10 protein-coding genes are annotated in these 13679 nt (G+C 52.1%); all 10 read left to right on the forward strand.

The window, feature by feature from the left end; all coding sequences use genetic code 11:
* Positions 1 to 25: 25 nt before the first annotated feature.
* Complete coding sequence (locus LZD49_RS27890) at positions 26 to 1849, forward strand: phage tail sheath C-terminal domain-containing protein (protein WP_234671123.1); 1824 nt, start codon at positions 26 to 28, stop codon at positions 1847 to 1849.
* A 34-nt stretch (positions 1850 to 1883) separates the two neighbouring features.
* Complete coding sequence (locus LZD49_RS27895; RefSeq protein ID WP_234671124.1) at positions 1884 to 2360, forward strand: phage tail protein; 477 nt, start codon at positions 1884 to 1886, stop codon at positions 2358 to 2360.
* Between the two features lie 8 nt (positions 2361 to 2368).
* Positions 2369 to 2824, forward strand: a complete 456-nt coding sequence (locus LZD49_RS27900; RefSeq protein ID WP_234671125.1) for a phage tail protein — start codon at positions 2369 to 2371, stop codon at positions 2822 to 2824.
* A 228-nt stretch (positions 2825 to 3052) separates the two neighbouring features.
* Positions 3053 to 3244 (forward strand): DUF5908 family protein, encoded by a 192-nt coding sequence (locus tag LZD49_RS27905; RefSeq protein WP_234671126.1) that lies wholly within the window; start codon positions 3053 to 3055, stop codon positions 3242 to 3244.
* Between the two features lie 2 nt (positions 3245 to 3246).
* A complete protein-coding gene (locus LZD49_RS27910) occupies positions 3247 to 3999 on the forward strand; it encodes a hypothetical protein (RefSeq protein WP_234671127.1) in 753 nt (250 codons plus the stop codon).
* A gap of 31 nt (positions 4000 to 4030) precedes the next feature.
* On the forward strand, positions 4031 to 5830 hold the full coding sequence (locus tag LZD49_RS27915; protein WP_234671128.1) for a phage baseplate assembly protein V: 1800 nt from the start codon (positions 4031 to 4033) through the stop codon (positions 5828 to 5830).
* 65 nt (positions 5831 to 5895) lie between these two features.
* The gene (locus LZD49_RS27920) at positions 5896 to 6192 is read left to right on the forward strand and encodes a PAAR domain-containing protein (protein WP_234671129.1); all 297 of its coding nucleotides are present in this window, start codon (positions 5896 to 5898) and stop codon (positions 6190 to 6192) included.
* A gap of 13 nt (positions 6193 to 6205) precedes the next feature.
* Positions 6206 to 6643, forward strand: coding sequence for a GPW/gp25 family protein (locus LZD49_RS27925; protein WP_234671131.1), 438 nt, complete (start codon positions 6206 to 6208; stop codon positions 6641 to 6643).
* A 12-nt stretch (positions 6644 to 6655) separates the two neighbouring features.
* Positions 6656 to 10339 carry a hypothetical protein gene (locus LZD49_RS27930; protein WP_234671132.1) on the forward strand — a complete coding sequence of 1228 codons (3684 nt, stop codon included), beginning with the start codon at positions 6656 to 6658 and terminating at the stop codon, positions 10337 to 10339.
* Between the two features lie 14 nt (positions 10340 to 10353).
* Positions 10354 to 13677 carry a hypothetical protein gene (locus LZD49_RS27935; RefSeq protein ID WP_234671133.1) on the forward strand — a complete coding sequence of 1108 codons (3324 nt, stop codon included), beginning with the start codon at positions 10354 to 10356 and terminating at the stop codon, positions 13675 to 13677.
* Positions 13678 to 13679 lie beyond the last annotated feature (2 nt).

The raw sequence follows: 13679 nt of genomic DNA on the forward strand, positions 1-13679 counted from the left end.
CCTGAAACAATTAAATGAATTGATTATGGCTGCATTACCAGATACCCGGATGCCCGGCGTCATCACGCAGGAGATCCCGACGTTACCGCCGTCCATCGGCGCGGTGCCCAGCGCGGTGCCCTGTTTTATAGGCTACACCGAAAAAGCGGAAAAAGACGGGGAGGATGTAACGCTGAAACCGGTCCGTGTACGCAATATGCGCGAGTACGAGGAATGGTTCGGGACCTCGCCCAACCAGCCGATCACGATCGATCTCAATGAAACGATCGACGAAAGCGACCCGTCCAACCCGCGCACGGTGCGTGTCGATGTGCGGGTGGTGGCCGTAACCGATTTTAAGTTCAGGATGCATTATGCCATGCAATTGTATTATGCCAATGGCGGAGGCCCGAGTTTTATCATCTCGGCCGGAAAACAAAGCGACGGAACGGTGAATCCCAACGAGCTCATAGCCGCGATAGATGCCGCGAAAAGGGCCCGGGCAGTTACGATTTTGTCATTCCCCGACGCGGTGAAGAACATTAGCGGTGATAATTATTACAACACCGTCACCGCAGCTGCCTTGCAGCACTGCGATAAAATGAAGAACCGCGTGCTGATTCTTGACGTAAACGACGACGAGAATGACAATGCCAAAATCACGGCCAATTTCCGCTCCAGAGTGCCGCAGAGCATTAACCAGAAATATGCAGCGGCTTACTACCCGATGCTCTCCACCACGCTCGATTACAAGTTCGACGACGAAGGGGTGGAAGTGCGTTTCCATCGCAAAAACGGCCAGCTATCCAGTGATGTGAAGACCGTCAGCGATGCATTGGACGCATTCAACACGGCCAATGCAAAGGCGAAAGCATCAGTGAAGAAGGAGGCCATGCTGATATTGATCAAAACAACCGTCGACCAGCTTATTACTGCCACACCGGCCATTACACCCGCCGAATTATCGGCGGGTGCTTTGGCTGTTGTTAAAAAAGAATACAAAGTCGCCGAATGGGAAGGGGATTTGAAAACCGCTTTCGAAGCCGCCGATGCAAATGCGGTGAAGGCGGCCATCGACCCGTTGGTAACGGCTGCTACCGGCCAGGTAACGACCGACCAGAACGACGCCAATACCAAAAAAACAGCCTACACCACCGCGGCAGACACGCAAAGGGGCAAACCCGTAGCCAATGCCGACTATTCGTTCAAAACGCTTTCGGTGGTGGAAACCAACAATAATCTCTTTTACAACCGCATCCGCGAGGCCGTGAATGACGTGCCGGTAATTATGCCGCCCAGCCCGGCCATTGCAGGGCTTATGGTACAGACCGACGCAACCCAGGGCGTCTGGAAAGCACCGGCCAACATGGGATTGGCTGCCGTTATTTCCCCAACAGTGGATGTGGACGACGATTTCCACGCCGACCTGAATGTAGATGCCAGTTCGGGTAAATCGGTGAATGCGATCCGGGCCTATGAAGGCAAAGGCATTCTCGTTTTCGGCGCACGCACGCTGGCGGGCAACGACCTCGAATGGCGGTACATTTCGGTGCGGCGGACTTTCTGTTTTATCGAAGATTCCATCGCACAGGCCATGCAGGACTTTGTTTTTGCGCCCAATACCCGCGATACCTGGATCAAGGTCAAAGCGATGATCAGTAATTTCCTGATCGAGATCTGGAAGGCAGGCGGGCTGTTTGGAAATACTACCAACGAAGCATTCCAGGTGAATGTAGGGCTTCCCGAAACAATGACCGACGTGGATATTCTCGAAGGCCGCTTGATCGTCGAGATCAAGCTCCGGGTGTCGCGCCCCGCCGAATTCATCATTCTGCGCTACGAGCACAAGTTCCAGGCCAACGCTGCTTAATAGGTTGTTTTATTTAATTTAAAATCAAATAGTTATGCCTGATACTATTTTTTATCCGATACCGAAATTCCGTTTCAAAGTGAAATGGGAAAACATCTCGAAAGAGGCAGAAATCGGCTTCACCGAGGTAACCGGACTAGACTATCAGATCGATATGATCGAATACCGCGATGGCATGGACATTGGTATGGCCAAACGAAAAATGCCAGGCATCCGGAAATTCAGTAATGTGACGCTGAAACGCGGCGTTTTCAAAGGTCTCAGCGATTTTTATGACTGGATCGACGGTGGAGAAAAAGCAGACGACAAGTCCGTGGTGAAACGGAGAGTGTACCGTCGCACCGTCACGGTAACGCTCATGGACGAAGCGGCCACCGAAGTGATATCATGGACATTGGCGAATGCATTTCCGATTAAAGTGCATTTCAGCGACCTTAAAGCGGATGGGAATGAAATAGCCATCGACACGATCGAGCTGGTGCATGAAGGGATGACGGTCAACTATATTTAGCGTAGTCTATGTCATTTTATCCTCCTATCGGCTTTCTGTTCAAGGTCAGTATCAAAGGTGTTGACGACGCCGAGGCTGATTTTCAGGAAGTGTCGGGCCTTTCGATGACCCTGGAAACGCTGGCATTGAAGGAAGGCGGACAAAACCGGTTTGTGCATCAGTTGCCGGTTCGGACAACGTCCGACAAGCTGGTATTGAAACGCGGGCTGAAATTGTCATCCGGACTCACAAAATGGTGCCGCGAGGCGATTGAGGAGTTTTCATTTAGCCCCAAAACGATGACCATTTCGCTGCTGGATCCCGGAATCGAGGACGCGCTCTCCACACCGCTTGTGACCTGGGAAGTGACGCATGCATACCCGGTAAAATGGTCGTTATCGTCATTTAATGCGATGAACAACGATCTGGCAATCGAGACGGTGGAAATTCAGTACCGGTTTTTTACAAAGGTATTTCCGGAATGATGGGCGGTGTTTGTTGGGATTTGTTGTTACAAGCCTACAGCATTAAAAGTCATCTGTGCTGGAGCATTGTGCTACCAATATTACATCGCTAACGCGATTTGAATTGAAACGACCATTGGAGAGCGCCGCAGGAATGCGAGAACCAAGTGCCGTTAGGCACGTAATATCGGTAGCAAACCGGCATCCCGAACATTTTAAAGTCCCGTCGGGACGTAACTTTTTTTTAAAATGGTAGAAATCAAAGAACTGGTCATCCGCGCAAGCTTTAATCAGAGTCCGAAGGAGAAAACGGCCTCGGATAAGGACAAACCCTATGCCGACTGTGCGCAAGACGGCACCGTGGAAGGTGCCAGCGAGGACATTATTGAAGCTTGTGTGCGACAAGTTCTGGCCATTCTCGAACGACGAACCGAACGCTGATCATGGAAACACCTTATGTAAACAAACTGCGGATCGCATCGGTACATTTATCCGGAGGCTTGATCTCATTAAGTTCGTTGCAATCGCTGGCGGGGGGGATTTTCGAACTACCCATTAACCCGGAGCAGTACGCACGGAATTTTAAGATCAAGTACAATTGTCCTCCAGAGCTCGGCGGCAGCAGCAAATCGTCGGAGCAACAGTTCAGCGAGGTGGAGCCGGAGGTGCTCGAATTGAAATTCACCATCGACGGTACCGGAGTGATCCCCGTGGAGCAGCCCGCTATCGACCTGGTTTCGCAAGCGTTTATCGCGGCCGATTCGGATGGCCAGCTGGCGTTTGTGACGGCGAAGCTTGCCCAGTTGCAATTGGTGGTTTATGGCATTCAGAGCGAATCGCACCGGCCGCCTTTTATTGTGGTGAACTGGGGTAAACTCGTTTTCCTCGGTGTTTTACAGGATATGACCCAGACATTTACACTTTTCCATCGCTCGGGCTTGCCGCTCAGGGTGGAGGTGCATTTGAAGTTGCTGGAATTCAAAATGAATAATGCCGTGGCGGCCGCCTTGTCGCTCTTGTCGCCCGATCTTACCCGAAAACGCACCGTAAAAGCCAGCGACAATCTGCTTACACTCTGCGATGAAATTTACGAAACACCACACTACTATCTGGAAGTCGCCAAAGCCAATGGCCTGACCAATTTCCGGAAGATCAAGGCGGGTACCGAGCTGATGTTCCCTCCGGTAGCCCAGTGATTTTTATACAAAACATGAAAACCCCAAAACGATGAGCCCAGTAGACGAAGCCAAGTCGGCGCTGGATACGGCCACTGCGCAACCCACCCATACCGTCAGCGTGACTGTGCTGATGGACGGGAAAGATATTACCAAAAAGCCGGGCGGCTTGTCGTCGTTGTCGATCTACAACGAGGTGAACCGCATTCCGACGGCCAAACTCGTCATTAGCGATGGCGAAGTGGATAAGGGAAGTTTCAAGAAAAGCGGTTCCGCGGATTTTGTGCCGGGTAAGAAAGCCGATGTGAAACTGGGTTATCAAAATAAAACCGAAAGTATTTTCAAAGGCATCGTGATCCGCCATTCCATTAACGCGTATCCGGGCAAGGCCTCCGTAATGGAGCTGGAATGCAAGGATGTGACAGTTTGCATGACCACAGTCCGCCAAAGCCGGTATTATGCCAAAATCAAGGATAGCGCGGTTTTTAAACAGCTCATTGAAAATTACAAAGATAGTGATGTGAAGGTCGGCGACCTGGCGGAAACCGATTTTGAGCACCCTGAACTCGTACAATACCATTGCACCGACTGGGATTTTCTCGTGCTCCGTGCCGAGGCAAACGGGTTGGTGGTCGTAGTTGACAATGGAACGGTTCATGTAAAAAAGCCAGCCAAAGCTTCCAAAGCCAATCATTCGGTCATGTGGGGGGAGGATATCATCAATTTTGAAGCCGAAATGGACACCCGGACACATTATCCCGACGTCACCACCGCAACCTGGGACCACGCAGGTCAGAAAGTGGTGCAGGAAGAAGGTTCGGGTAATTCAGGTGGTGGAGCGGTCGGCGGGCTCGGTGGTGGGCTCTCGGGCGCTGCTGCTGCGGTAGCGACCGTGGCAAGCGCTTTCGGACTCGATCTCGGCCTGGAAGATGATAAACACCATTTTCCGGATGTACTTTTCAAAAATCGGAAACCACAACTTTTCCACGGAGGCGCTTTGGCAGGGAAGGAACTCAGTACCTGGGCGAAAGCCTTCAAAGCACGGGCCGAACTCTCGCAGGTGCGGGGACGTGTGCGGGTGCGGGGGAAGAATTTCAAGACAGGCCAGACGCTGGAATTGAAAAAAACGGCAAGCCGGTTCAACGGGACGCATTTTATGACCGGTGTGGTGCACCAGCTTTTCAGCGGCACCTGGCAAACAGACATTCAGTTCGGGCTATCGGTCAAAACCCTTGGCGAGACGGCGCAGCATTTGATGGCACCGCAGGCCGGGGGATTGTATGCGTCCGTTCATGGCTTGCAGATCGGCACCGTCACGAAGCTCGAAAGCGATGAAGAGCCGGGCGGGGGGCGGGTCAAAGTCCGGATTCCGTGGGTGGGCGAACAGAAGGACAGTAACAAGGATGGCGTTTGGGCGCGTGTAGCGGCTGTTACGGCCGGCAAGGAACGCGGATTTGTGTTCAGGCCGGAAGTGGATGATGAAGTGATCCTGGGTTTCATTAATAATGACCCCAACAATGCGGTGATCCTCGGCTCGGCATTCAGTTCCGACAGAAAAGCGCCGGTTGAGGCTTCCAAAGACAATTTTCAAAAAGGTGTTTTTGCCAAAAGCGGGATGAAATTTGTGTTCGACGATGACCAGAAAAGTATTGAAATGACCACGAAAGAAGGTTACTCGGTAAAAGTCGATGAAAAAGGTAAGCAAGTGGAGATCCGGCATAAAAAGCAGCAGACCTTCATCAGGCTCACCGACTCGGGCATCGAATTCAGCAGCGCAGGCGACATTACCCTGAAAGCTGCCGGAAAAGTGAAGATCAAAGGCAAGGAAGTCCGGCTCAATGACCCGGGCTAATGAGTGAATGATTCCCCGTTCCACGCCGGATCATTCACTCATTCACTCATTCAATCATTTCCCCCATGCCCTCCGCCGCACGCCTCAACGATATGCATCAATGCCCAGCCCCAATGGAGTCGGGCGGGGGCACGCACGTGGGTGGAACCATTGTAGTGGCAGGCCTTCGGACGGTGTATGTAAACGGCTTGCAAGCTGCCACGGCACAGGACCAATGCGTATGCCCCGGTAGCCCGAACATGATTTCAAAGGGTTCGCAAACCGTCTTTTTCAACGGCAAGCCGGCAGCGCGAAAACAGGACCCGACAGCGCACGGCGGGCAGATTGCCTCGGGTTCGCCGAATGTATTTATAGGAGATTGAAAAATGTATTTTTATGGAAACTAATCCATTATATGTCCCGGCGGAACGCCGCAGTTTTCTCGGCACGGGCTGGGCTTTTCCGCCCGAGTTTTCAAAACAGCAATGCGGAGCGTTGACCGTGTCCGACGAAGAGGATATCTGGCAAAGCCTGCAAATCCTGTTCAGTACCAGCCTTCGGGAGCGCCGCATCACGCCGGGCTATGGTTGCAACCTCGAAGACTTCGTATTTGCAGCCATTAATACCTCGCTTTTATCGCTGCTGGAAGAAATGCTGAAAGAAGGCATTCAGCTCCACGAGCCAAGGATCAAACTCGATCGGCTGGACATTACCACTACCGAGCTGGAAGGCAGGCTGGACATCCTGGTGAGCTACACGGTGCGTGCTACCAATACCCGATTCAATAAAGTATATCCCTACTATTACAAGGAGGGAACCAATGTTGACCTTTAAATAGACGAGGCCATGGCTATTACCGACGATTCCATCCACCCGCTCGAACGACGCGGCACCGCGCAACGCGAAAGGCTCCTGAAAACGCTTATCCCCGGCGAATTGGTGCTCGACGATCGCAATATGGCCGATTTGCTGGCGTTCTCGGGGGAATATGCCAGGCAAATCCGGTTTTGGAATAGCGGAGACCAGCCCGAAGGCGACTGGACATGTTTCTGGTCGGCCGATGCGACCCCGCTGCTGGCGAAGATCGCCGCTACGGACCTGGACCAGCATCGTGTGGAGTACCGCGACGCCGAGCTTACATTCATCCGCGCCTGTAAAGCGGAGAAGCAAGCAGAGGAAAAGACTTATTGCGAAAAAGCTTCCGCGCAGCACTTGCCCGGTTTGGTGGAGTGGATTTTCAAACTGGCCGTCAATATTGCGGAAATCTGCCATTCCTTGCCGGATAACCATTCTTTAAAAACGGAAAGCAGAGCGCTCATCCGTGAGAAATTAGGTTTTGACGGAACGCTCAATAAAGGGACGCCGATCGAGAAGTTAATCCAGTTCCACAAAACGGCCCATGAAATCCTGAAAAAGCGTGGCCAGGCCGATGGAGAACTCATTGAGCGGTACCAACCATTTTTTGGAGATTCACCCTGCGCAAAATCGTGGGGATTGACGGTCGACGATTTCAATTGTATTGATTTTCACCCCGAACTCACTGCCGGGGACAGGGACGCACTATGGCAACTCTTTCTGGCTTTTTTCAAGATATTATCCCTTTTGATTAACAAGGCGCAAAAGGTTTTTCAGCAAGCATTAAATGGCCGTAGCGACCATCCGCCGCATATTGCGCTCTTTCTGGCATTTGCGCTGTTATTCCGGCGATATCACCAGACTGACCTGAACGCGATGGCCGACCGGCATCTGGCCTATTACTATCGGGACGTATTACGCTTGCAGGATCGCGGCGCCATTCCCGATAAGGTCCATATCGTATTCGAACTGGCACGTAACACGGAAGCTTACCGCCTGGAAAAAGGCACTTTACTGCTTGGCGGAAAAGACCCGAAAGGCATCGATCTGCTGTACGCGCTGACCGACGAAATGGTGGTCAATAATGCTGTTTTGGTAGAAAAACAGAGCCTGTATTTTTTAAGGTACGAAGGAAAAACCATACCCGTTGCACTACCGGCGGCTGATCGGAAAGACGGTCTCAAAATACCCTACGAAAAACACAAAAAAGCCTGGCATCCACTTTCAGGTAAACGGCTGTTTCAAAAATTGGCGACGCGGCAATGGCTTTTAGAAAAGGCGGTGAAAGGCCAGGAGAAAACGCTGATAGAAGCTTTGGCGAATGCGGAAAACCTTGAAAAGATTGTCGCGAATCCGGGGCTGATGATATCCACGCCTGAATTATGGTTGGGTGAGGGCGGCGTGCGCGCGATCCGCATTGAGATTGAAGGGTGGAATAACCCGGAGCTGCTCGCGCATTGTTACACCGAGATCAGTACAGCGGACGGTATCCTCAGGCTGGAAAATGAGCAATCGGGCAGCATGAGATTGAGTGGTAAAAAACGGGCGTCGATTTTCCGTGTTGTCGAAGGGAAGCCGCTCGAATGGCAAATCGGCTTGCTGGCGACAGATGCCGCCATTACACCGTTACCCGAAGACCCCGATCCCCAGCGCGGAAGACAGCCGTTTATCCGGCTGCGTTTGAAGGATGGGGAGGATTATCAGAAATTTTCGGAAGCCTCTTTTCGCAGTATCCGGATTAAAACATCCAATAACGATTTGCGCGACCTGACTTTGCAGCTGGGGAGTACGCAATACCAGGCGTCGTCGGAAATCCCGCTGATCGGGTCGACGGTCCGCCAGCGATTGTCGTTATATGCCAGTGCACCCGAAATTTCATTGAAGACGTTCAACAAAGCCGGGAGCAGCTTGGATCTGGGTGGTTTGGACGACATTGAGGAGGGAGAGGCGGGAAGCCCTAAGGTGATCACATTCGGCAAAAAGGAGTTTTTGAACAAAGGGCCCGTGGATACGCCTTCGGCTTCCGGAGACCTGTTTTATTCTCCCGTTTCAAAATATTCATTCCTGAAAAAAGAGGTCGTTATACCGGCTTCGAATAGCGAGAAAAAGCCGATTACAATCTATAAAATCCCGGGAGAGAGCATTTCCCTGAACTATGATTCGGACGGCGTGGAAATGTTTCCGGGCAGTGCCGGCCTGTATCATGTCGATTTCCTGGGCGGTTATGCGCCGGCCCGTACCGGCACTTTTCTGCCGGGCCGTGCGATGCCTGAATCTGATCCTGTCATTACCGTCGACTCGCGCTGGGGCCAGGGGATAACGGTAACAAAACCCCGGGTCGATACCGATGGCAACCTGCGGCTAGGCTTCGAAAACCTTCTTCCGGGCCAAACCATTTCAATGCTTTTCCATTTTACCGATGGTACCGGCAATCCCGATCACATTGCCCCCGACGAGATCGTTTGGTCTTATTTAAGGTCCAATGAATGGATACGCATTCCGGCGCAATTTATGCTCATGGATGAAACGCTGGGATTACGGCAGACGGGCATTATCCGCATCCAGATCCCTTCCGACATTAATAATGGCAATACGGTGGCGATTGGCCCGCAAAACCGCACGGATCTGTACTGGCTGATGGCCTCGGCAGCGGAAGATCCCGGGCAGAATATTTTTGTGGACGCGCTGCCGACGCTGGCCGACATTTATGTGCAAGCGGCGACAGCCGAATTCCGGAACGACAGCGGCAACGACCTGATCCATCTCGAAAAAGGGCTGCCCGAAGAATCCATTACCCAACTGCGGTTCCGCGATCCCGCCATCGCTACGGTAAAACAGCCATTTACCTCATTCGGTGGCCGCTATGCCGAAACGGGGGATGTGCAGAGCTACTACCGCCGGATTCACGAACGGCTGCGGCACCGGCAACGGGCCGTTAATGTGTGGGATTATGAGCGCATTGTGCTCGAAGAATTTACTAAAATAGCGATTGCAAAATGTCTCCCGCATACACGTGACACGGACGTGCGCAGGCCTGGCTATGTGACCCTGGCCGTGATCCCGTTCCCCGGTAGTCTGACTGCCGACCGCATTTATTACCCAACATTCAATGCCGGCGAGCTGGAAACTTTTGAAAATCACCTGAACAGGCATAATAGCTTCTTCGTGAGCGGGCAAGGTGGAGGCGTGGTGTGCTGTTGCGAAGGCGACGGTTGTGGCTGCCACGGCGATGGTTCCTTGCTTGTGCGGAATGCCATTTTTGAGCCGGTAAGACTTTCGGTATGCGTCCGGTTCGGGCGCGGGCGGGATATAGCGTGGTACAAAAAGCAGCTCAATGAGGATTTAAAAACATTTTTAGCACCCTGGGCGGCAGATCCCGGGCAGCCGGTCAGCTTCGGTGCCCGGGTCGATGCCGTGGAGCTGCTGCGTTTCCTCGAAAACCTCGATTATGTGGATGTGGTGATGGATCTAAAATTCAAACATTTCCCCAACCGTCAGATTTCCGAAGTGGCCGAGGCAAGCATCGGTTTTGAAGAAACGGACGTGATCGTGCCATTTACCTCGCGCTCGGTGCTTACGACTTACGTCGATATGCTCAATGAAGACAATCCCAATGTGACCGACCACGATATTCGTGTGGTGGAGGATGAGGCCTGTTGCGCAGGTTGTAATTAAAATGAACGAAAAACATGGCTAATTCCCTGACTATTCCCGCGAGAACATCCTATCCACCCGCCATGGATTATAGCCTGTTGCGGCGCGAAGGCCTGCGGCACCTCGAACGGCTTGGGTCGTCGATCTGGACGGATTTCAACAGCCACGACCCCGGCGTTACCACCCTGGAAGTGCTTTGTTACGCCCTTACCGACCTCGGCTATCGCACGCAATTGCCATCGGCCGATTTGTTTTCACCATCCGGCAAAGACCGCAAGCCCTTTTTTACTGCGGCCGAAATATTGCCGAATGCACCGGTAACAGCATTGGATTTCAGAAAACTGCTCATTGACATTGACGGGGTCAAAAATGCCTGGCTTGAAGCGGATAAGGTCAAAACGCCTTTTTTTCAATATGACTTGAATAATGCCTCGCCGGTTGATCTGGCGGCGGTACCCGGTTTTGCGGATTATCTGCAGAATTTTACCGACGCGGCCCCGGTTTCGATCGAAATAGGGTGGTCGGCGAACGCGAAGGCATTGTGGAGTGCGGTGGAGCTGGCAGTGAAGAACAAAGCTGCGCACAAAGAAATCCGGGAACTGGTGAAGCTGTTCAATGACGGCTGTTGTGTGGAAATGGCGACAAACCGTTTGCCTGATGCGACGAGTGTTTATGCTAAATCGGTGATATTGTTTTTGACGGCCCATCATTTTGCTGAAATACGGTCGTCCGTATTGTCGCGTATGAATGCAGAAAGTCCTTCGGAACAGCAGCGGGCGTTCATATTGCTGGACGATCTGAACCGACTTAAAAAAGCGATTGCGGCCTATTTGAATGATGGAAAAAGAGACCAGGTTGACAATGCCTGGACACCGCTCGCAAGCCAGACGGATTGGCTCAATGTGGTGATAGCAGATTGGGGGAAGTCGGTGTTACTGCGCGAACGACTCATAGTAGCACCGGTGAACGATACCGATGTGAAATATCCCGTTTTTCATCCCAAAGGTATTTACAAAATATTTCTGCAGCCGGACGAAGGCCGCGAAGCCGACCGGGACCACATCAGGCAAGAGGCATATCGCCGCCTGCATGCCAACCGTGCACTATGCGAGGACTTTGGCAACATCCGCATCATCGAACCGGTTGGCATTGGTATTCAAACAACCATCGATATTACTACGGATGCGGACGTGACGGACGTTTTTGCGGCGGTACTGCTTGCGATCGAAACATTTCTTTCGCCTGCGGTGCGCATGTATGGCTTGCAGGAAATGATGGACCGCTATGCGCAGTTCACATTCAGTGCCGACGATCTTATTAGTCTGAGCGACGCCGGAATGCCCGACGAGTTCATTTTGGCGCTCGAACCCCTGATTACACGTGCTTTCGATGGTAAGAGTGAATGGGAAAAAGCGGTTTCAAATGCCATAGGAGCAGTTGCGGCGGCGGATTATGAGTCATTGTTGCTCAAATATGTCGGTAAGCGTTACGAATCGCACCGGGTGTTCCAAGGGCCGTTGCTGACGCACGGTTTTATCGATGACGCGGAACTTGAAGCGGCGGTTTGGCGGAGGACCGTTTATCGGTCCGATCTGTTTCGAGAAATCACCCGAGTGTCCAACGTTCTGAAAGTGAAAGATTTGAAGGTACGAAAATGCCCCGCCGATGACGAGAATCCGCGTACGGTGGAAGGCGAGTGGTGCCTGTCGTTCGATTGTGAATGCCAGCCTACGCTCGAACTGGATTTCCTGACCGGGTCAGGCGATAGTTGCTCCGCCTTCAATTTTACTAAAAACGGAAGCCCGGTGACGCTTACCGATTCGATGAAATGGGAAGTGTATGACAAACTGATCCGATTGCGTGGCCAATATGCCAAAATCGACCGCACCGGCCGTCTCGACCTCCCCGTTCCCTCAGGCGTGCAGCGCGACGATCTGGCCGATTTTACCAGTATTCAGGAAGAATTTCCAAGAACCTACCACGTCGGACGCGAGGGTATTTCCCGTTCAGAGACGCCGCTCCGCCGCTCCCAGGCGAAACAATTAAAAGGCTATCTGATGTTTTTTGACCAGCTTCTGGCCAATTATTTGCAACATTTAAACCAGATACGTGAAGTGCTCTCGCTTGATGGTGACCTCTCGCAACCTGCATTGTATCAGCCATTATATGATGTACCCAATGTGCAACCGTTGCTCCAAGCCATAAGCCCGTCGGGTGATTGGGAGGCATTTAAAAATAAGCCTGATAATGACTACATCCTGTCGCTCAAAGCATTGACGGAAGGAGGTAGTGTCACTCAAAAGCTACGTAAAAACCAGATACTCGACCATCTGCTGGCACGTTTCGGTGAGCAGTTCAATGATTATGTGCTGGAATTGTTCCGCATCGAGCGGCCGCTGGACGACCTTGCCGACGATACCGCCGACGCCGGCGACTGGCTGGAAGACAAGCAACGGTTTTTGCAAAATGTACCGACGCTGGGCCATCACCGTGGCTGTGGTTTCAATTACCGGGCGAAGGTCGAAGATGACAACCGGCATTTCTGGAATTCCGATCATGTGGAAGGGTTCAAAAAGCGGGTTATGGCACAGTTGGGCGTCGCGGACTGGTCGCGAAGGACAATATCAGGCGCACCACAGTTTTCCATGGAAGTGCGGACCGAAATGTTCGAGAGAACACGACGGTACCGTTTCGGGGTGCGGCCAGAGGAGGGTGGTGCCGTCTTACTTTTCAGCAAAGCCACTTATAGCTCCGCATCGGCGGCACAGAAAGCCGGCAATGCGTTTCTGAATAAGTCGGCCTATGCGGAACAATATGATCTTTTTGACAACGACCGGGGCTTGTGGTTTGTGGGATTCTGGCAGGAGAATAGCGGAACGGAGCGTAGTATGGACAATGCCTGGCTGATCTCCGAACCATTTCGCGAGCATGGCGAGGCCAGAAAACGGCTTGCGGAGATCGTTCGGCTGGTCAACCGGGAGCGGCAAAGTGACAGTTTTCACGTGGTGGAGCACATTCTGTTGCGACCAGAGGATGAGTTTTATCATTTATTGAAGCCTACTGCAAATCCCACATCAGTGGGCAGAAATGATGCCTACTCTTTTTGTCTGACAGTAGTTGTACCCATTTGGGGCGACCGATACAATGAGCAGGTACGCTACAATCGCTTTCAGCAGATCGTCAGGACCGAGTTGCCTGCCCATACCCATCCGCATTTTGTAGCAATGGACAAAAATCAGATGCTGGATTTTGAATCCACTTATTATCAGTGGCTTGCGGAAAAAACGAAGCCCGACCAGGATGCCTTCGAATTGCGTAAAGCTGCCAACGATCTTATCGACCTTTTGAATCAATACTAGCC

Origin of the sequence: Dyadobacter sp. CY261 (assembly GCF_021440085.1) — a bacterium.
GTDB lineage: Bacteria > Bacteroidota > Bacteroidia > Cytophagales > Spirosomataceae > Dyadobacter.